The organism is Salinisphaera dokdonensis CL-ES53 (assembly GCF_040361215.1).
Lineage (GTDB): Bacteria > Pseudomonadota > Gammaproteobacteria > Nevskiales > Salinisphaeraceae > Salinisphaera > Salinisphaera dokdonensis.
In genome coordinates this window covers 1,135,360-1,153,823 of the sequence record NZ_APND01000001.1, presented here as the reverse complement: position 1 = coordinate 1,153,823, position 18,464 = coordinate 1,135,360, and the positions used below count along the sequence as shown (strand labels likewise).

The following is an 18,464-nucleotide window of genomic DNA, read 5'->3' as shown; positions in this document are numbered from 1 at the left end:
GGAAGCAGATCATGGGCCTCGCAGTCGGCATCAGCATCGCATTCACGCTCGCCTTGGCGGTCGCCGTCTATCTGCTCTGGCGTGCTTATCGTCGGCTCGACGAACTCGACGCCCAGATGGGTCAGCTGGCCCACGATCTGGAAAACGCCAACGAGGAACTGGCTTCGGTGCTCACCGAGGTCAGCGGCAGCCGCATCATTGTTGAGGTGATCAATCCGATGACGCTTGCCCGGGCGCGTTCGCGCTGGGGCGCGGCGCTGGTGGGCGTCGCACCCCGGCTCATTCGTCGTCGCGTCTACGAAATCGTGGCGCGTGAGATGAAAGAGGAATTGGCCAAGCAGGGCGTGGAAGCTCATCTCGATATCTTTCACCCGACCGGCTCATGATCGTTATCGCTGCCGTTGTCGTCGGCTTCGTTGCGGTGATCGTGGCCGCAATCCGGCTGAATGTGGCGATCGCGGATTCGACAGAGCGGCTGCGTGTGCTGGCCGGCGGCTACGGCGATGCCGGCGTGCTGCTCGAAGCACGGCAACGTTTCCGGCGCCGCCAGCAGAGCGTCGAACAGGCTGTGGATACCGGTACGGTCGGGATTCAGGCTGCGCATCGAACGCTGTCGGGCCTGTTCGGTCAGGACAGCGTCAAGGGCGAAGGCGTGTACGACACCCTGCGTACCTTCAATCGCAGCATGGGACGCACGCTATCCGGCCTGTTCGCGCCAAGCCCGAAAAAGCACAGCGAAAGCCTCGAGGAATGGCGTGAGAACAATACGTCGGCCGATCGCGATGAGCGCCGGGACTGACCGTCATCCGATGGCACGCCGCGGCCTCGGTTCAATATCAGAGCGGCGACGGCCGTTAGCAGTGTAATGAACATCGCCATCCTTTCTCGTGGGGCCGCGCTCGCACTGCGCCTGTCGCTTCTGGCGGGCGCATGCGCCGCCATCGCGGCCGACCGCCACGACCACGACCACGGCCCCCGGCACGATCGGTACCGTGATCATCCGCCGGCGATCGACGTCTATCCGGGCGGATCCTCTTACGGCCTGCCCGAGATCCAGGTATTCGCCGACCCCGCGACCGAGCACTGGCCGGCGAACTATCTGCCCGACAGCCACCGTCTTGACGGCTACGACGGAAAACCGGACCGGATCACCGATTGTCGCGGGATTTCGGGTCGTACGCTGTCTACCCGAGAGCAGCCCTGTCCCTCGGGACAAAAGCCGTCGGACAACGCCCGCAGCTGGTCCACCTCACCCTGATTTGCGACGCGACGCCAACTTTCTGGCGTCGGGTGTCAAAAAAATGGCGACGCGGCCGTTAACTGATTAAAGTAATCGCGACCAAGCGCCGATAGGCAACGCAATCGCGCTCGGAACGCCGAGCGAACGCTTGCAGGGTGAGTCATGGCAGTCACATCTTCATTGGGAATCGGTTCCGGGCTGGACCTCAGCTCGTTGCTCGACGGCCTCAAGTCGGCCGAGCAGCAGCGGCTGGTGCCGTTGCAGACCCGAGCCAGCAGCTACAACACCAAGCTGTCGGCCTACGGCACCCTGCAGAGCACGCTGTCGAGCTTTCAGTCGGCCGCCGAAACACTCGGCGATCCGGCCCTGTTCCAGGGCGTGAAGACCAGCAGCGACAGCGAGTCGTTCACGGCCAGCGCCGGCAGCGATGCGGCTCCGGGTAGTTACAGCCTGGAAGTCGGTCAGCTGGCACGGCGCCAGTCGCTGGTCAGCGATGGCCAGGTGAGCACCGACGACACGATCGGCAGCGGCGGTAAGATCACCCTGTCGCTGGGCGACGGCGCCGGTAACAGCTCGGCCAGCGTCGATATCGAACTGGCGGCCGGCGACAGCAGCCTGTCCGGCATCCGCGATGCGATCAACGCTGCGGATATCGGCATCAGCGCCTCGATCGTCAACGACGGCAGCGACACCCCTTATCGTCTGGTGCTGTCGTCCGATGCTACCGGCACGGATTCACAGATTTCGGTCAGTGTGGCCGAGAGCAACGACGACGGCTCGACCCCGCTCGGCGACCTGCTGGCCTACGACAGCGACGCCGCCAGCGGCGCGATGCAGCAGAGCGTGGCCGCGCGCAACGCGAAGCTTTCGGTTAACGGCATCGCGATCTCCAGCCAGAGCAATACGGTCGAAGAAGCGATTCAGGGCGTGACCCTGACCCTGACCGGTGAAACCACCGAGCCGCAGACGCTGACCGCCAGCCGCGATACCGGCACGGTGAAGTCCGCGCTGCAGAAATTCGTGAGCGCCTATAACCGGGTGAACACGCTCTCCGACAATCTCACCGCGTTCGACAGCGAGAGCAATAGCCAGGGCGTGCTGCTGGGTGATTCGACCGCGCGCACGGCCGAAGCTCGGGTGCGCAGCGCGCTGAACACGCCGATCGCCGGCGGCGCCTTCTCCGGGCTGGCCGAGATCGGCATCAGCCTGCAGCGTGACGGCACGATGGAGATCGACGAGGAAGCCCTCGACGATGCCTTGGCCAACAACCTGGCCGGTGTGAGTCAGCTGCTCGCCGGCAGTGGCGAAACCGACGGCCTGTCGCAGGTGCTCGTTTCCACCCTGGAAACCGTGGCCGGCGACGAAGGGCTGCTGCAATCCGCCAGCGATGGCGTGCGCACCCGGATTGACGGCCTCAGCGACCGCATGGAGCGCGAGCAGGAATCCATCGACGCCACGATAGCTCGTTATCAGAAGCAGTTCGTGCAGCTCGACTCGATCATGGCGCAGCTGAATTCGACCAGCAACTATCTGACCCAGCAGTTCGAATCGCTCAGCAAGCAGAACGACTAGGCAATCTTTTCAAGCAAGGAACGGTCATGGCCTCTTACGCAAACAGAGCGGCAAGCGCTTACAAGAAACTCGGCGTCGAAACGACGGCCATGAGCGCGAGCCCGCATCAGCTTATCGTCCTGTTGTTCGACGGTGCGCGCAGCGCTCTGGCCCGGGCGACCTGGTCCATGTCGCAGGGCGATACCGCCCGAAAGGGACAGGAATTGTCGAAAGCGATCGATATTATCGAGCTCGGCCTGCGCGCGGCGCTGGACGTCGAGCGCGGCGGCGAAATCGCCGAACGCCTCGACGGCCTTTACGACTACATGGTCCGAACGTTGATGCGGGCCAATATTTGCAACGACGTCGCGCTGGTGGCCCAGGTAGACGCGCTGCTCGACGACATCGGTTCTGCCTGGAAGCAGATCGCCCCCACCGCAGCGGCCCCGACTGCCGCACTGTCGCAGGCCTGACCCATGAAAAAGCAGCATCACGACATTCTCGCGCGCTACTCGGCCATTCTCGAACTCCATGAGCATATGCTGGAGATCGCGATGGCTGGCGACTGGGAACAGCTCATCGAGATGAAAAGCGCCCACCTCTGCCAGGTTGAGGCGCTTATCAATTTCGAGCACAACATCGTCGTAGACGATAGCTTCCGCGAAGCCAAGCGTGCGGTGCTCATGCGTATTGCCTACGCCGAAGAACAGCTGCGGGATCAATTGCAGGCGCGTATGGCGCAGCTGTCCGGTGCCATCGCAAAGGCCCGCAATACGCAACGTGTGAAACACGCCTACGAAGGCGGCGTCGCCTCGTAGCATCCTCGCGATGCCACGTGCGCGATAACGCATCTCCACCGGTCTTCACTGCGTGAGCACCATCACGCCCATGCTCGACACGCTGTTGCCGCAGGTCCTCGGTCGGCGGGCGGATATGGAGCGCTTTACCGGGATGCGTACGCAGCTGCTGCCGATCGGAGCAGTGGCGCCGGCGGCCGCGCCGCGGCCCGATGTGTTCGACCGGCCGCTGCCGGGTGGCCGTCCGCAGGGGCTGGTCAGCGATGATACTTCGCCGTCGGACGCCGCGCCGCGCCGCGGTGCAGAAGCCCAAAGCACGCGCGGCGCAACCATGCAGGCGCGCTATGCCGCGGCGATGCCGCGCGCGGAAACCTCGGCGCGCCCGCAACTCAGCCGCGAGGGGGCCCTCATCGCGGCGCTGCTTTCACGCGCGGGCGGGGCGAGGTCGGCTACGGTGCCGATGTCGGCACCCGTGTTGTTGTGCCCGAACGGCGTGCCGGCGCCCGCTGCGTTGGCGGCGCTGCTCGGCCAACAGGTCATGTTCAGCGGCGTGTTCTACGAATCGCATCTTTGGAAATGGTTCGAGGGCAGTCGTGCGCAATCACAGCTCGCCCACGAGCCGCAGAATCAGCCACCGCCACGACAGCAGGGCGGCGCAACGACTGCGACGCCGGCCGCTGCTGCGACCGCCCATCACGGCCCGACCGCACTGCCGCTGTTGTCCATTGCGTCGAAGAGCGGCGTCATGCGCCACGACGCGCTGCCAGGGGGGGCCGAACATGCGCTCGAGGCCGATGGCGAAGCAGAACTGGTAGACGATCATCTGTTGCCGATTGTGCGTCAGCAGCTCGAAGCCTTGAGTTCGTCGGTGTTTCGCTGGCACGGCGCGGCATGGCCGGGTGCGGGTATGCAGTGGGAAATCCATGAACAGGAGCAGGAGGCGTCCACCGGCACGCCCGATGACGAGCCGGACGCGCCGCCGTTTTCCACGCGTATCCGTATCGATCTCCCGCGTCTGGGTATGCTCGAACTGGTGCTTAACCTTGATGGTGAACATGCCGATGTCTATGCGTTCGCAGCCACCAAGCGCGGTGCGCAGGCCGTGCAATCGTCGACGTCAGTGCTGGAACAGCGTTTTCAGAAAGCCGGTTTCCTGAATGCCCATGTGGAGCTGATCGAGGCCGAGCGGCAGTGAGCGATACCCGCATGCATGCCGATCACGAGGACGATCGCGCCCATGCGGTCGCACTGCGTTATTCCGAAACCGACGACGCCCCTCGCGTCGTTGCCAAGGGCTATGGCGATATTGCCCAGGCGATCATCGACCGGGCCGACAAGCACGGCCTGCATGTGCACCGGTCCCCCGACCTGGTGCGGCTTCTGATGCGTGTCGATCTCGACGACCGAATCCCGTCCGAGCTGTACCTCGCGGTGGCGGAACTGCTCGCCTGGGTCTACCAGCTCGAGGCCGAAGCGGACGGCGATACGGGCCCCCGAACGCGCGATTGACGCCTCTCGCGCCGCCGCGCGCAAACTTTCTCGATTCGTGAAATCCCGTGTCACATAAAGGGTGTCGCCGTTCGGCGACAGTTTTTCGCGGCCTCGGCATTTTGCTTTTTGAAAAACTGTGCTGCATGTTGTTGGGAAGTTGAGCGCAAACTGATGAGGGTTTCGTAACTCGTTCATTTGCAACTTCTAGTCAAGATGGGCTGTGAACCGCTCGAAGGCGGCCGATACAGCTCCGCGAAGAAACAAAAAAGTTCTGATTCTGCTTTCACGGGTAGGCCTTGCTGGAAGCGCGCGTCATCGGCCCGGCTCGGTCAATGACACGCCCTGCTATGGGGCCGGATATTCTTGGGGATGTCGATGAGTGCGGAACATCTACTCGATGATGTTCGAGATTTGAATCTCTCGTACCTGATTCTGATGCAGCGGCTGATCAACACCGATCGCGAACTGGCCATGTTCCGTCTCAAGATCGACGAGGAAATGGCGGATCTGCTCAGCCAGATCCCGGTCGCCGATCTGGCCAAGCTCGCGCGCTGCAACCAGTTGCTGTGCCATTTCTCACTGGACAATGCCGAGCAGCTTTTCTCGTTGATCAATGCGCCGCGCGACGACGACATGCGCCGGCTGCATGCGGCAATTTTGTTGTCGTCACAGAACAAGCGAAAAGCCGATCGTCGCGGGAATGATCGCCGGGATACCGGCGACCGCCGCGATCCGGCATCCCCCAATCCCGGCCGCGGCACGAGTCGAAGACAGCAGCCGCGCCGTGAAGCCGACCGCGTGCCCAGCGCCAAACGCCGCAGCAGCGGCGACAGCGACGCCTGACCCGTGATCGTAATGACCCATGTAACGCGATGACGACCCAGAAGAGCGTCATAGACGAGGCCAAACAGATCGGCCTGGCGATCGAGCTCATCGAGCTGGGCGCCCGCCTGCAGGTGCTGCAGACCGAGACCGATATCAGCCGGCGGCGGTTGATCAATCTCTACAAGGAGATACACGGCGTGTCGCCGCCCAAGGGCATGCTGCCGTTCTCGGTCGACTGGTATGTGACCTGGCTGCCGAATATTCATTCGTCGCTGTTCTACAACACCTATGTGTATCTGCGCCGGCGCAAGGAGCGCAGTCGCATGGAGGCGGTGGTCAACGCCTATCGCCTTTACCAGGAGCAGACGCCGCTGCAGGACGATGGCAAGCCGGTGCTCAGCCTCACGCGTTCATGGATGCTGGTGCGCTTTTTCGAAAGCGACATGATGCAGCTGTCGGCGTGTACCCGCTGTCATGGCAAGTTCGTCAATCGCGCCTACAGCCTGGATCAGGACTATGTCTGTGGTATCTGCCAGCCGCCCTCGCGTGCAGGCAAGACGCTCAAGGCCGCCGGCGCCCGCAAGTAGGCTCGGGCCGGCATAGCCGCCCGCGGCCCTGACCGACGCACGTTCATAAGCGCCCGCCAGCGCGCCTTCTCCGACCCGCACTCCCGAGGCGACGCCGTCGATGTACTCAAGCTTGAGCCATCGCGGCCGCTATGTTCCCTAGAGCTTGCCCGCCCCCTCGTCGGGGCGAGTCCATCAGGGAAGGCACCAGTGCTTATATTCTTGGGTTACATCATCGTCATCGGCTCCGTGCTGGGCGGCTACGCCATGGTCGGCGGGCATATGGGCGCGCTGTATCAGCCCGCCGAGCTGGTGATCATCTTTGGTGCCGGTATCGGTGCCTTTATCGCGGCGAACAACGGCAAGGGCATTGGCGCCACCTTGCGGGTGCTGCCCACGCTGTTGCGCGGCTCTCAGTATTCCAAGGAAGTCTGCGTCGATCTGATGACGCTGCTCTATCTGCTGCTCGCCAAGGCGCGCCAGTCGGGAATGATGTCGCTGGAACAGGATATCGAGAACCCGGCCGAGAGCACGCTGTTCTCGGCCTATCCGCGGCTGCTGGAAGACGAGCTGATCATGCCGTTTCTTACCGATTATCTGCGGTTGATGATCAGCGGCAACATGGATGCCTTCGAGATCGAGTCCCTGATGGATCACGAGATCGAGACGTTCCAGCACGAAGCGGAGATCCCGGCGCACGGCCTGGCGGCAATGGGCGATTCGCTGCCGGCATTCGGCATTGTCGCGGCCGTGATGGGCGTGGTGCATGCCCTTGGCTCGGCGGCACTCGATCCCAGCGAGATCGGGCCGCTGATCGCGCACGCCATGGTCGGCACCTTCCTCGGGATTCTGCTGGCCTACGGCTTCGTCAGCCCGCTGGCCGCGCGCGTGCGCTCGCAGGTCGAGGAAGTCGTCAAGATCATGCAGAGCGTTAAGGTCACGCTGCTGGCCAATCTCAACGGTTATGCGCCGCCGCTGGCGATCGAGTTCGGGCGCAAGGCGTTGTTCTCCGCCGAGCGGCCCTCGTTTGTCGAGCTCGAGGAGCATGTGCGTGCGGTGAAGAGCAGTGGCAGCGCTGCCGCCCAGGCGAGCGCGACATGAGCAATCCCGATCGCCGGCCTATCGTAATCCGGCGCAAGAAGGCGGCCTCCCATGTCACCCATGGCGCCTGGAAGATCGCTTATGCCGATTTCATGACGGCGATGATGGCCTTCTTTCTGGTCATGTGGCTGCTGTCCGGGCTCAACGCCGCTGAAATGGCCCAGATGAGCGAGTATTTCCGTACCCCGCTCAAGGTCGCGATCATGGGCGGCGATCGCAACTCGGCGAGCAACAGCGCCATTCCCGGCGGCGGTGACGATCCGATGCATTCCGAAGGCGAGGTCTCGCTGACCAGTCCGAATGCGACCAATTACCGCCCCAGTCAGCGGCCGCTGCGTCATCTCAAGCAGAGCCTGGAAGCGATGATCCACGCCGACCCGGCGCTGGAGGACATCAGCTCCCAGTTGACGTTGAATGTGGTCGAGGACGGCCTGCAGATTCAGATTTCCGATAGCGACAAGCGACCGATGTTCCAGCTTGGCAGTTCGCGCCTGGCGCCTTATATCGCCGAAGTGCTGCGCAAGATCGGGCCCAAGATCAACGAGTTGCCCAATCGAATCACGCTGACCGGCCATACCGACGATCTGCGCTTCGCCGCGGGCGATGACCGTTACAGCAACTGGGAGCTTTCCACCGATCGAGCGAACGCGGCGCGCCGCGAGCTGATCGAAGGGGGCATGGAGCCCGGCAAGCTGCTGCGCGTGATCGGTGCGGCGGCGACGTCCAGTCGGCCCGGGGCATTGTCCGGCGCACCGGTCAATCGTCGTATCAGCATCCTTGTGCTCAACGCCGATGCCCAGGCGCGGATCGAGAACAATGGCGCGATGCCATCGCATCGCAACAGCGTGAGCCTGCCGGGCGTGGGTCGGCAGCTGGTCACCGGGCCGCACCCGACCACCCTGCAGCTGCATCCTGCGCCCAACGCCGGCTAAGGCAGGACGTTGGTGCGCGGTCGCGCTTAAAGCTGGCGTTCGCGCGGACGATATCAGCGGAGTACGGCGGCGGTTGACGCCGCCGCGCCAGCGCCCTCGAGGCGTGTTCGCATACCGGCCATCGCGCCGATTGCGCCAGCCGGATCGCACATGAGCATCGACATCGCCGAGTTCTACCAGACCTTCTTCGACGAAGCCGACGAGCTGCTCGACGAAATGGAGCGCCTGCTGATCGCGCTCGACCTGGCCGCCCCGGACGCCGAGCAGCTCAATGCCATCTTCCGGGCCGCGCATTCGATCAAGGGCGGGGCCGGTACCTTCGGCTTCAGCTGTCTGCAGGACACCACCCATCGGCTGGAGAACCTGCTCGATCGTGCCCGCCACGGCGAACTCGCGCTGGATCGATCGGCGGTCGACGTGTTCCTCGCCTGCCGTGATGTGCTCAAGGGCCAGATCGACGCCTACCGTGGTCAGCGCGAGCCCGATATCGAGGCGTTCGAGCGTATCGCCGCCCAGCTCGACGCGCTGGCGGAAACCGGCAGCACTGATGTCGTGCCGCCGACCGACGGAGCGGCAACGCCCGTGGCCGAAGATCCCGCGGCGGCGTCATCCGGCCAGCGTGCGATCACGATCAGCGGCCTGTCCGAGGACCAGTGCCCGGCACTCGTCGAAGAGTTGGCGTTGTTCGGCGTGGTCGACAGCGAGCGATTCGAAAACGACACCCTGCATGTCGTGCTGATCAGCGATGTCGGTACTGACGATATCGAGGCCGTGCTGTGTTTCGTGGTCGATGCCGACCAGATTCGTTTCGATGCCGCGCCGCCCCCGACCGCGGTCGCGCCCGTTACGCCTTCGGTCGCGCAGCCGAAGCAGGTCGCAGCGCCGGCCGAGGCCGCAGCGTCAGCCGGTCGCGGCAGCGCCGAAGCCAGCTCGCTGCGCGTCTCCACGGAGAAAGTCGACGAGATCATCAACCTGGTCGGCGAACTGGTCATTACCCAGTCTATGCTCGAGCAGAGCATGTCGGGGCTCGATCCGGCGGTCTACGGTGCGCTGCTCGGAGGTCTCACACAGTTGCAGCGCAATGCGCGAGATCTGCAGGACGCCGTGATGTCGGTGCGCATGATGCCGATGGATTATGCGTTCGATCGTTTTCCGCGGCTGGTGCGTGACCTGAGCAGCAAGCTCGGCAAGCAGGTCGAGCTGGTCACGCGTGGGGCGTCCACCGAACTCGACAAGGGGCTGATCGAACGGATCATGGACCCGTTGACGCACCTGGTGCGCAACAGCCTCGACCACGGCATCGAGACACCCGCGCAACGCCAGGCGGCCGGCAAACCGCCGACCGGTACGCTCACGCTCGCCGCCCAGCATCACGGCGGGAGCATCCTGATCGAGATCAGCGACGACGGCGCCGGCCTGGATCGCGAGCGCATTCTCGCGAAAGCGCGCGACAACGGCCTGGCCGTGGCCGACAACATCAGCGATGAAGACGTCTGGCAGCTGATCTTCGCGCCGGGCTTCTCGACGGCCGAGGCGGTGACCGACGTGTCCGGGCGCGGCGTGGGCATGGACGTGGTCAAGCGCAATATTCAGCAGCTCGGTGGGCATGTGGAGATCCGCTCACGAGCCGGCGAGGGCACCACGATCTGCATCGTGCTGCCGCTCACGCTGGCGATCATGGACGGCATGCTGCTGCGCGTGGGGGCCGAGGTTTTCATCATGCCGCTGGGCGCGATCATGGAATCGATGCAGGCGCGGCCCGAGCAGATCAAGCGCCTCGCCGACGGCCAGCGTCTGGTTCACGTGCGCGGCGAATACCTGCCACTGATCGAGATGCACCGCGTGTTCGATGTCGACGGCGCCGAGGCCGACGTACACAAGGGCATCGTCATGATCCTGCAGAGCGAAGGCCGCCAGTTCGCATTGCTCGTGGACGAGCTGCTGGGGCAGCGCCAGGTCGTGGTCAAGAACCTGGAGACCAACTATCGCAAGGTCGTCGGCATTTCGGCGGCGACCATTCTGGGCGATGGCAGCGTCGCTCTGATCCTGGACGTGGTGGCGCTTTCGCGCGCCGGCCGCGTCGCGCCGCAACCGGCGATGCCGGCCCCGGCCACATCCTAGAAGAACACCCGCGGAGGGAGTGTCATGACAGAAACTGTTGCAGGGACCGAGGCGCGTGATGCGGCCGCGGAGATGGAAGTGTTGGTCTTCGCGCTGGGCGCCGAGGAGTACGCGGTCGATATCCTCAAGGTTCAGGAGATTCGCGGCTACAGCAACGTCACCCGTATCGCCAACGTGCCGCCGTTCGTGAAAGGGGTCACCAATCTGCGCGGCAGCATCGTTCCGATCATCGATGCGCGGATCAAGTTCGGGCTCGACGAAGCCCGCTACGACGGCAAGACGGTCGTCATCGTGCTCAATATCGGCCACCGCGTGGTCGGCGTGGTCGTCGACAGCGTTTCCGATGTGCTGACGCTGTCGGCCGAGCAGATCAAGCCGGCGCCGGATTTCGGCGTCGCGGTCTCGACCGACCATGTGCTGGGTCTGGGCAGCGTCGACGAGCGCATGCTCATTCTCGTCGATGTCGAACGCATGATGAGCAGCCAGGAGTTGGCGCTGGTCGAGCCGTTGGATGCCACAGGCTGATAAGGCGGGTGCCGGTGGTCTTTCAAGCGGCTGATTAATAAGCCGATTAAAGAAAAAATCGGCTGGGTCGATTGTAGCTTCAGGCCCGGATCATTTCGGCGGCCGCAGCTCCAACCGAGCCACTGGCCCAGACGATCCGGCACCGCCGTCTCCAGGAGGCACAGCCGTGCTGGTTGCCAACAACGAACGCGATCTGCTGCTCACCGCTGAGGACTTCGACTGCGTTCGACGGCTCATCCATGCTCGTGCCGGCATCTCGCTCGCGCCGCACAAGACCGAGATGGTCTATAGCCGGCTGTCCAAGCGGCTGCGCAAACTGGGGCAGACGCGCTTTTGCGACTATCTGGCACTGTTGCAGTCCGACGCGGCGCACTTGGAGTGGGAACACTTCACGAATGCCTTGACGACCAATCTCACCGCCTTCTTTCGCGAAGATCACCATTTCCCGATCCTGGCCGCGCATGCCAGAACACGTCGCGCGCCCCTGCGGGTCTGGTGCTGTGCGGCTTCCACGGGGGAAGAGCCGTATTCGATTGCCATCACGCTGGCCGAAGCCCAGGGCGGCAATCTGGCGCCGGAGAGCGTTCTCTCGACCGATATCGATACCCATGCGATTGCGACGGCGGCGGCCGGCATCTATGCCCATGACGCAGTACGCAAGCTCGATCCCGAACGCCTGCAGCGCTTCTTTCTCAAGGGCACCGGCGAGCGCACTGGCCTGGTGCGCGTCCGTCCGGAGTTGCGCCAGGCGGTGGAATTTCGTGCTCTGAATCTGCTCGACCGGGACTGGGACGTCGGCGGGCCGTTCGATGCGATCTTCTGCCGCAATCTGATGATCTATTTCGACAAGGACACCCAGCGCGCGCTGCTTGCCCGATTCGCGACCTTGCTGCGCCCGGATGGTCTGCTGTTTGCCGGCCACTCCGAGAACTTCTCCAGGGTCACGCGCGCGTTTCGCCTGCGCAGCCAGACCGTGTACGAACGGGTGCCGGTCGTCGAGCCGCAGGCTAGGGCATCCGCGTGAGTCGTGGCTTTGGACATGCGCCGTTGCAGGCCGGGCCGATGCAGACCTATTTCGATCAGCGTCACGGCATGAATGCGATTCGCGTGCTGCCGAACGAGTATGTCGCCACCGGGGAGGATGTCGTGCTCACCACGGTGCTCGGCTCCTGTGTGTCGGCCTGCCTGCGTGACCCGGTCGCCGGTGTCGGCGGCATCAACCATTTCATGCTGCCGGTGGCCGGTCCGGATGTGGGTGAGCTCGCGTCGCGTTCCCTGCGCTACGGGATCAATGCCATGGATCGGCTGATTGAAGCGCTGGTCGCCCAGGGTGCACGGCCGACGCGGCTCGAGGCGAAAGTCTTCGGCGGCGGCCAGCTCATGACCGGAGTGGCGGGTGCGCGTATCGGCGAAGCCAATGCCCGTTTCGTAGTCGATTACCTGCAGCGCGAAGGCATTGTCGTGCACGCGCGGGACCTCGGCGAAAACTGCGCACGCCAGCTGCATTATTTCCCGGCCACGGGCCGGGCGCGAGTCAAGCGATTGAGCGACATTGATCCGAAGCTCGCACAGCATGACCGGCTTCTGGCCGACACCCTCGTCGAGCTGCTGCCGGTCGGCGATATCGCCGGGCCGGTGGCGGTGGATATTTCGCGTCGCTGGCGGGAGCAGGCGTCATGAGCGCGCTCGCAGACAAGCGCATCAAGGTGCTTTGTGTCGACGATTCGGCATTGATCCGGAAGCTGGTCAGCGAGATCGTCGATGCCGAGCCCGACATGACGATGGTGGCCACGGCCCCGGATCCGCTGGTCGCACGCGAGCTCATCAAGCGGCATAACCCGGATGTGCTCACGCTCGATGTCGAGATGCCGCGCATGGACGGGTTGGATTTCCTCGGCAAGCTCATGCGCCTGCGGCCGATGCCGGTGGTCATGCTCTCATCGCTTACCGCGCGCGGTTCGGATGTCACGCTGCAGGCGCTGGAACTGGGCGCGGTGGACTTTGTCACCAAGCCGCAGCTGGGCCTGCGCGACGGCCTGGTCGAAAGCAGCCGCGAGATCGTCGACAAGATACGCGCCGCGGCGCAGGCGCGGCTGCGCGGCCCGAGTACGAGTGTCGCGCCCGAAAGCGCGCCAAGCCTGCCGCGGGTGTCCAGCGAGAAGCTGTTCATTGTCGGCGCGTCGACCGGCGGTACGGAGGCGATTCGAACGCTGCTCGAACCGATGCCTGCGAACGCGCCCGCCATCCTCGTCACCCAGCACATGCCGGCCGGATTCACCGCGTCCTTCGCGCGGCGGCTCGATTCGCTGTGCCGTATCCACGTCAAGGAAGCCGAACACGGCGAGCGTGTGCTGCCGGGGCATGCCTATATCGCCCCGGGCGGCGATTTCCATCTGCGCCTGGAGCGCAGCGGTGCGAACTATATGGTCGCCCTCGATCCAGCGCCGCCGGTCAACCGGCATCGACCGTCCGTGGACGTGTTGTTCGACTCTGCCGCCCGCCATGCCGGGCGTAATGCCACCGGCATCCTGCTGACCGGCATGGGCAAGGACGGCGCCCTGGGGCTGCTGCACATGCGAGAGGCCGGTGCGGCCACCCTCGCCCAGGACGAGGCCAGCTGCGTGGTGTTCGGCATGCCGCGTGAAGCCATTGCTATCGGTGCGGCCCAGGCGGTCGTGCCGCTCGAATCCATGTGCCGCGAGGCACTCAACCTGCTCAATGAATCTGCCCAGCCCGCATTGCGCATCTAGGCCGGCGACTGTTTCATAGCCAACGAACCGAGACTCACCCATGGCTGACAAGACTCTCAACTTTCTCGTGGTCGACGACTTCGCGACCATGCGCCGTATCGTGCGCAACCTGCTCAAGGAGCTGGGCTACAACAACGTTGAGGAGGCCGAGGACGGCGCCCAGGCGCTGGACATGCTCGCTACCGGACGCTTCCAGTTCGTGGTTTCCGACTGGAACATGCCCAATCTCGACGGCCTCGAAATGCTCAAGCGTATTCGCGCGAGCGAGTCGCTCAAGCATTTGCCGGTGCTCATGGTCACGGCCGAAGCCAAGAAGGAAAACATCATCGCCGCGGCCCAGGCCGGCGCCAATGGCTATGTGGTCAAGCCGTTCTCGGCCGCTACGCTCGAGGAGAAGCTCGACCGCATCTTTGAGAAAGTCGGCCTGTAAGCGACCTGTGACCCCGGCCATCCGGTGGAGAACGTCATGAACAAACCCGACCGAAACGTCGCAGCGACCGCAGAGCAGGCGGATGATCTGATCGATCGCATCGGCCAGATGACCCGTGCGCTGCATGAAAGCATGCGCGAGCTGGGCTTGGACCGCGAAGTGGAGAAGGCTGCGGAAACGATTCCCGACGCCCGCGACCGGCTGAACTATATCGCCAACATGACCGAACAGGCAGCCGAGACGGCACTGTCCTCGATCGAGGTCGCGCGGCCGCTGCAGGACGATATCGAACGCCGCGCGAGCGCGCTGGACGAGCGCTGGCAGAACTGGTTCGAAGCGCCGGTCGAACTGGCCGAGGCACGCGAACTGGTACGCGACACGCGCAGTTATCTGCAATGGGTTCCGGCGCAGGCCCAGGCGACCCGCGCCCAGCTGCACGACATCATGATGGCGCAGGACTTCCAGGATCTTACCGGGCAGGTGATCAAGAAGCTGGTGGTGATGATCCGCCAGATGGAACAGCAGCTTATCCAGGCGTTGCTTGAATATCTGCCCGAAGAGCGCGTGCGCGGCACCGAAGGTGAGCGCAAGAAGAAATCCGCTGACGACAATTCGCTGGTCAACGGCCCCCAGATCGGCACCGGTGACGAGACCGAGATCGTGACCAACCAGGCCCAGGTGGACGACCTGCTCGACAGTCTGGGGTTCTGACGCCGCCGACGTTTGCCCGAGGCCGAGCCGCGGCGCCGTGGCGTCGCAGGCTTGCGGCGTGTTCGGTCAGCACGCGTATCCGGTGATAAGCGCCCAATAGTGGCGCTGTTCGCGCAATCGACCTGCGCGCGTGCTTTGCATAATGGCGTCCGGATAATCAGGCCGCGTTCCGGCGGCTGCCCGGATAGCCCATGGCCAACGAAAGCGACGCCGAAAAAACCGAACCGGCAACCCCGCGGCGCCTGGAAAAGGCGCGCGAGGACGGCCAAGTACCGCGTTCGCGCGAGTTGGCGACCTTCATGTTGCTGTGCGTGGGGCTGGCGAGCCTGTGGATGCTGTCCGGCTGGATGGGCGGCAACCTGATGACGGTGATGGAGTCGAGCATGCGCTTCGATGCGGCATCCGCCATGGACAGCTCGCGCATGCTGGATCGGCTGTGGGCCATGGCCCTGGTCACGCTCTCCGCGCTGGCGCCGATCACGTTGCCGCTGGTCGCGGTGGCGCTGCTCGCACCGACGCTGCTCGGCGGGTGGCTGTTCTCGGTCAAGTCGATCAAGTTCGATGCCAAGAAGCTCGACCCGTTCAAGGGGCTTGGGCGTATCTTTTCATCGCAGGCGATCATCGAACTGGTCAAGGCGATCGCGAAGTCGGTGCTTATCGGCGCGGTCGCGGCCTGGTTCGTCTATACCCATCTCGATGATCTGCTCGGCCTCGCGGCCGAACAGGGCCACGGCGCGCTCGTGCATGCGCTGACCCTGATCGTGACCTGCTGTGCGCTGATGCTGCTGGCCTTCGTGGTGGTCGTCGGCATCGATGTGCCGTACCAGCTGTGGAGCCACCACAAGAAGCTGCGCATGAGCCGCCAGGAGATCAAGGACGAGCACAAGGAGTCCGAGGGCGATCCGCAGCTCAAGGCGCGTATCCGCCAGCAACAGCAGGCCATGGCGCGCGGCCGCATGATGAGCGAAGTGCCCAAGGCCGACGTGATCGTGACCAACCCGACCCACTACGCGGTGGCGCTGTCCTATCGCGACGGCGAGATGAGCGCCCCGCGCGTGGTCGCCATGGGCGCCGACAACATCGCGGCCAAGATCCGCGAACTCGGCGCCGAAGCCGGCGTGCCGCTGCTCGAGGCGCCGCCGCTGGCGCGCGCGCTGTACCAGCACGGAGAGCTCGAGCGCGAGATTCCTGCTGCGCTGTATACCGCCGTGGCTGAGGTGCTTGCCTGGGTGTTCCAGCTCAAGCGCTACCACGAGGCCGGCGGCGACCGGCCCATCAGACCCACCGATATTGCCGTACCGCCCGGGCTTGATCCGGCTGAAGGAAATACGCCCTCATGAACAGCATGTCTTCCATGTTAGATCGGATCGGCTTTGGCGATGCCGGCCAGTTCAAGATGCTGGCCGGGCCGGTATTGATCATCATGATCATGGCGATGATGATCCTGCCGCTGCCGCCGTTCGCGCTGGATCTGTTCTTCACCTTCAATATCGCGCTGTCGATCATGGTGCTGCTGGTGAGCATGTTCACCAAGCGGCCACTCGATTTCGCGGCGTTTCCGACCGTGCTGCTGTTTGCGACCCTGCTGCGGCTGTCGCTGAATGTGGCGTCCACCCGTGTCGTGCTCATGAACGGCCATTCCGGTTCCGGCGCGGCGGGCGAAGTGATCGAGGCGTTCGGCCAGTTCCTGGTGGGTGGCAATTTCGCCGTTGGCCTGGTCGTGTTCGGCATTCTTATCGTGATCAATTTCATGGTCATCACCAAGGGCGCGGGGCGTATCGCCGAGGTCGGCGCGCGCTTTACGCTCGACGCCATGCCAGGCAAGCAGATGGCGATCGATGCCGATCTCAATGCCGGCCTGATCGACGAGCAGACGGCCAAGACCCGACGCCAGGAAATCTCCCAGGAAGCCGATTTCTTCGGATCCATGGACGGCGCCAGCAAGTTCGTACGCGGCGACGCCATCGCCGGCATCCTGATCATGGTGATCAACCTCATCGGCGGCCTGATAATCGGCATGGGCGAGCACGGCCTGTCGGCCGGCGAAGCCGCGCGGACCTACACGCTGTTGACCATCGGCGACGGACTGGTCGCGCAGGTGCCGGCGCTGGTGATCTCGACCGCGGCCGGCGTGACGGTGTCGCGGGTGAGCACCGAGCAGGACGTCGGCCAGCAGATGCTCGCGCAGCTGTTCACCAATCCGAAGGTGCTGTTCCTGTCGGCGGGCGTGCTCGGCATGCTGGGCCTGGTGCCGGGCATGCCGAACCTCGTCTTCCTGTTCTTTACCGCGCTGCTCGGCGGGCTGGGCTGGTGGCTGCAGACCCAGGCGCGCGAGCGCGACGCCCAGGCCGTCCGCGAGCTGCCGCCCGCGCCGGTGGCGCCGGAAAGCAGCGAGGCCAGCTGGGCCGATGTCCAGCTGGTTGACCCGCTCGGTCTGGAGGTTGGCTATCGGCTGATTCCGCTTGTCGACGCCCAGCAGGACGGCGAGCTGCTCAAGCGCATCAAGGGCGTGCGCAAGAAGTTCGCGCAGGAAGTCGGTTTCCTGCCGCCTGTCGTGCATATCCGCGACAATCTCGAATTCCAGCCGCATGTCTATTGCCTGTCGCTCAACGGCGTCGAAGTCGGCCGCGGCGAGGCGTTTGCCGGCCAGTGGCTGGCGATCAACCCCGGCCAGGCCCAGGGCACGCTCGAAGGCCGTGCCGGCACCGATCCGGCCTTTGGCCTGCCGGCGATCTGGATCGACGAAAGCCATCGTGACCAGGCCGAGGCCCAGGGTTATACCGTGGTCGATGCGTCCACGGTCATCGCTACCCATATCAACCACCTGCTCGCCCAACACGCCAGCGACATGCTCGGGCGCACCGAGACCCAGGCGCTGCTCGACCGGGTCAAGGACGACAACCCCGCGCTGGTCGAGGACGTGGTGCCCAAGCTCGTGCCGCTGAGCACATTGACCAGCGTGCTGCAGAACCTGCTCGACGAGGAGGTCTCGATCCGCGACATGCGGCGCATCCTCGATGTGCTGGCCGCGAATGGTGGCCAGACGCAGGATGTGAACGAGCTCACCGCGCTCGTGCGTATGGCGCTGGGCCGCGCCATCGTGCAGCAGTGGTATGGCGCCGCGCCCCAGCTGGAAGTGATGACCCTGGACGGCCAGCTCGAACAGATGCTCATGCAGGCGCTGACCAATGGCGGCGGCATGGAACCCGGCCTGGCGGACACGCTCGTGCAGCAGGTCGAGACCTCGGCCGCGCGTCAGGAAGAGCGCGGCCTCGCCCCGGTGCTGGTGGTTCAGCATGAGTTGCGGCCGCTGCTGACCCGCTTCCTGCGCCGGCGCATGCGTCAGCTCGTGGTGTTGTCCCAGAATGAAATTCCGGACGACCGCAATGTGCGGGTGAACATGCTCATCGGTGGTCGCTAGAGC

General features: G+C 64.4%; 21 protein-coding genes. All 21 read left to right on the top strand.

Translation table 11 applies throughout. The features are described 5' to 3' along the window. Nucleotides 1-11: 11 nt before the first annotated feature. The 21 genes from SADO_RS05470 to flhA all read left to right on the top strand — a co-directional run bounded on the left by SADO_RS05470 (nt 12) and on the right by flhA (nt 18,461). A complete protein-coding gene (locus SADO_RS05470) occupies nt 12-386 on the top strand; it encodes a hypothetical protein (RefSeq protein ID WP_353109866.1) in 375 nt (124 codons plus the stop codon). Further along, a complete protein-coding gene (locus tag SADO_RS05465; RefSeq protein ID WP_353109865.1) occupies nt 383-799 on the top strand; it encodes a hypothetical protein in 417 nt (138 codons plus the stop codon). The genes SADO_RS05470 and SADO_RS05465 overlap by 4 nt, the downstream gene beginning before the upstream one ends. 66 nt (nt 800-865) lie before the next feature. After that, nucleotides 866-1,258 carry a hypothetical protein gene (locus tag SADO_RS05460; RefSeq protein ID WP_353109863.1) on the top strand — a complete coding sequence of 131 codons (393 nt, stop codon included), beginning with the start codon at nt 866-868 and terminating at the stop codon, nt 1,256-1,258. A 144-nt stretch (nt 1,259-1,402) separates the two neighbouring features. Beyond that, the gene (gene fliD / locus SADO_RS05455) at nt 1,403-2,812 is read left to right on the top strand and encodes a flagellar filament capping protein FliD (RefSeq protein WP_353109862.1); all 1,410 of its coding nucleotides are present in this window, start codon (nt 1,403-1,405) and stop codon (nt 2,810-2,812) included. A 26-nt stretch (nt 2,813-2,838) separates the two neighbouring features. Then, the gene (fliS, locus tag SADO_RS05450; RefSeq protein WP_353109860.1) at nt 2,839-3,264 is read left to right on the top strand and encodes a flagellar export chaperone FliS; all 426 of its coding nucleotides are present in this window, start codon (nt 2,839-2,841) and stop codon (nt 3,262-3,264) included. Between the two features lie 3 nt (nt 3,265-3,267). Then, a complete protein-coding gene (fliT, locus tag SADO_RS05445; protein WP_353109858.1) occupies nt 3,268-3,609 on the top strand; it encodes a flagellar protein FliT in 342 nt (113 codons plus the stop codon). Between the two features lie 52 nt (nt 3,610-3,661). Then, nucleotides 3,662-4,783: a flagellar hook-length control protein FliK gene (gene fliK / locus SADO_RS05440; protein ID WP_353109857.1), complete on the top strand. Its 1,122-nt coding sequence runs from the start codon at nt 3,662-3,664 to the stop codon at nt 4,781-4,783. 11 nt (nt 4,784-4,794) lie between these two features. Continuing rightward, a complete protein-coding gene (locus SADO_RS05435; RefSeq protein ID WP_353110084.1) occupies nt 4,795-5,097 on the top strand; it encodes an EscU/YscU/HrcU family type III secretion system export apparatus switch protein in 303 nt (100 codons plus the stop codon). Between the two features lie 357 nt (nt 5,098-5,454). Beyond that, entirely contained in the window at nt 5,455-5,922 is a 468-nt protein-coding gene (flhD, locus tag SADO_RS05430) for a flagellar transcriptional regulator FlhD (RefSeq protein WP_353109856.1), read from the top strand. Between the two features lie 29 nt (nt 5,923-5,951). Beyond that, nucleotides 5,952-6,491, top strand: coding sequence for a flagellar transcriptional regulator FlhC (gene flhC / locus SADO_RS05425; protein ID WP_353109854.1), 540 nt, complete (start codon nt 5,952-5,954; stop codon nt 6,489-6,491). Nucleotides 6,492-6,680: 189 nt separating this feature from the next. After that, nucleotides 6,681-7,571 carry a flagellar motor stator protein MotA gene (motA, locus tag SADO_RS05420; RefSeq protein WP_353109852.1) on the top strand — a complete coding sequence of 297 codons (891 nt, stop codon included), beginning with the start codon at nt 6,681-6,683 and terminating at the stop codon, nt 7,569-7,571. Next, entirely contained in the window at nt 7,568-8,503 is a 936-nt protein-coding gene (gene motB / locus SADO_RS05415) for a flagellar motor protein MotB (protein ID WP_353109850.1), read from the top strand. Before motA ends, motB begins: the two co-directional genes overlap by 4 nt. 150 nt (nt 8,504-8,653) lie before the next feature. After that, entirely contained in the window at nt 8,654-10,624 is a 1,971-nt protein-coding gene (gene cheA / locus SADO_RS05410) for a chemotaxis protein CheA (protein WP_353109848.1), read from the top strand. 24 nt (nt 10,625-10,648) lie between these two features. Then, nucleotides 10,649-11,149, top strand: coding sequence for a chemotaxis protein CheW (locus SADO_RS05405; RefSeq protein ID WP_353109846.1), 501 nt, complete (start codon nt 10,649-10,651; stop codon nt 11,147-11,149). Nucleotides 11,150-11,315: 166 nt separating this feature from the next. Next, nucleotides 11,316-12,173 (top strand): CheR family methyltransferase, encoded by an 858-nt coding sequence (locus tag SADO_RS05400; protein ID WP_353109844.1) that lies wholly within the window; start codon nt 11,316-11,318, stop codon nt 12,171-12,173. Next, nucleotides 12,170-12,829 (top strand): chemoreceptor glutamine deamidase CheD, encoded by a 660-nt coding sequence (locus SADO_RS05395; protein ID WP_353109843.1) that lies wholly within the window; start codon nt 12,170-12,172, stop codon nt 12,827-12,829. The genes SADO_RS05400 and SADO_RS05395 overlap by 4 nt, the downstream gene beginning before the upstream one ends. Further along, complete coding sequence (locus SADO_RS05390) at nt 12,826-13,899, top strand: protein-glutamate methylesterase/protein-glutamine glutaminase (RefSeq protein ID WP_353109841.1); 1,074 nt, start codon at nt 12,826-12,828, stop codon at nt 13,897-13,899. The genes SADO_RS05395 and SADO_RS05390 overlap by 4 nt, the downstream gene beginning before the upstream one ends. 40 nt (nt 13,900-13,939) lie before the next feature. After that, entirely contained in the window at nt 13,940-14,329 is a 390-nt protein-coding gene (cheY, locus tag SADO_RS05385) for a chemotaxis response regulator CheY (RefSeq protein WP_353109839.1), read from the top strand. Between the two features lie 36 nt (nt 14,330-14,365). Further along, nucleotides 14,366-15,040, top strand: a complete 675-nt coding sequence (gene cheZ / locus SADO_RS05380; protein WP_353109838.1) for a protein phosphatase CheZ — start codon at nt 14,366-14,368, stop codon at nt 15,038-15,040. A gap of 191 nt (nt 15,041-15,231) precedes the next feature. Next, entirely contained in the window at nt 15,232-16,380 is a 1,149-nt protein-coding gene (flhB, locus tag SADO_RS05375) for a flagellar biosynthesis protein FlhB (RefSeq protein ID WP_353109837.1), read from the top strand. Beyond that, nucleotides 16,377-18,461 (top strand): flagellar biosynthesis protein FlhA, encoded by a 2,085-nt coding sequence (gene flhA / locus SADO_RS05370; protein WP_434547878.1) that lies wholly within the window; start codon nt 16,377-16,379, stop codon nt 18,459-18,461. The genes flhB and flhA overlap by 4 nt, the downstream gene beginning before the upstream one ends. Nucleotides 18,462-18,464 lie beyond the last annotated feature (3 nt).

Coding starts and splice junctions, on each gene's coding strand:
- flhA (WP_434547878.1), top strand. CDS start 16,377: ATGAACAGCATGTCTTCCATGTTAGATCGGATCGGCTTTGGCGATGCC.
- SADO_RS05460 (WP_353109863.1), top strand. CDS start 866: ATGAACATCGCCATCCTTTCTCGTGGGGCCGCGCTCGCACTGCGCCTG.
- motB (WP_353109850.1), top strand. CDS start 7,568: ATGAGCAATCCCGATCGCCGGCCTATCGTAATCCGGCGCAAGAAGGCG.
- cheA (WP_353109848.1), top strand. CDS start 8,654: ATGAGCATCGACATCGCCGAGTTCTACCAGACCTTCTTCGACGAAGCC.
- SADO_RS05405 (WP_353109846.1), top strand. CDS start 10,649: ATGACAGAAACTGTTGCAGGGACCGAGGCGCGTGATGCGGCCGCGGAG.
- SADO_RS05390 (WP_353109841.1), top strand. CDS start 12,826: ATGAGCGCGCTCGCAGACAAGCGCATCAAGGTGCTTTGTGTCGACGAT.
- flhC (WP_353109854.1), top strand. CDS start 5,952: ATGACGACCCAGAAGAGCGTCATAGACGAGGCCAAACAGATCGGCCTG.
- SADO_RS05465 (WP_353109865.1), top strand. CDS start 383: ATGATCGTTATCGCTGCCGTTGTCGTCGGCTTCGTTGCGGTGATCGTG.
- cheZ (WP_353109838.1), top strand. CDS start 14,366: ATGAACAAACCCGACCGAAACGTCGCAGCGACCGCAGAGCAGGCGGAT.
- flhB (WP_353109837.1), top strand. CDS start 15,232: ATGGCCAACGAAAGCGACGCCGAAAAAACCGAACCGGCAACCCCGCGG.
- SADO_RS05435 (WP_353110084.1), top strand. CDS start 4,795: ATGCATGCCGATCACGAGGACGATCGCGCCCATGCGGTCGCACTGCGT.
- fliS (WP_353109860.1), top strand. CDS start 2,839: ATGGCCTCTTACGCAAACAGAGCGGCAAGCGCTTACAAGAAACTCGGC.
- fliD (WP_353109862.1), top strand. CDS start 1,403: ATGGCAGTCACATCTTCATTGGGAATCGGTTCCGGGCTGGACCTCAGC.
- fliT (WP_353109858.1), top strand. CDS start 3,268: ATGAAAAAGCAGCATCACGACATTCTCGCGCGCTACTCGGCCATTCTC.
- SADO_RS05470 (WP_353109866.1), top strand. CDS start 12: ATGGGCCTCGCAGTCGGCATCAGCATCGCATTCACGCTCGCCTTGGCG.
- cheY (WP_353109839.1), top strand. CDS start 13,940: ATGGCTGACAAGACTCTCAACTTTCTCGTGGTCGACGACTTCGCGACC.
- flhD (WP_353109856.1), top strand. CDS start 5,455: ATGAGTGCGGAACATCTACTCGATGATGTTCGAGATTTGAATCTCTCG.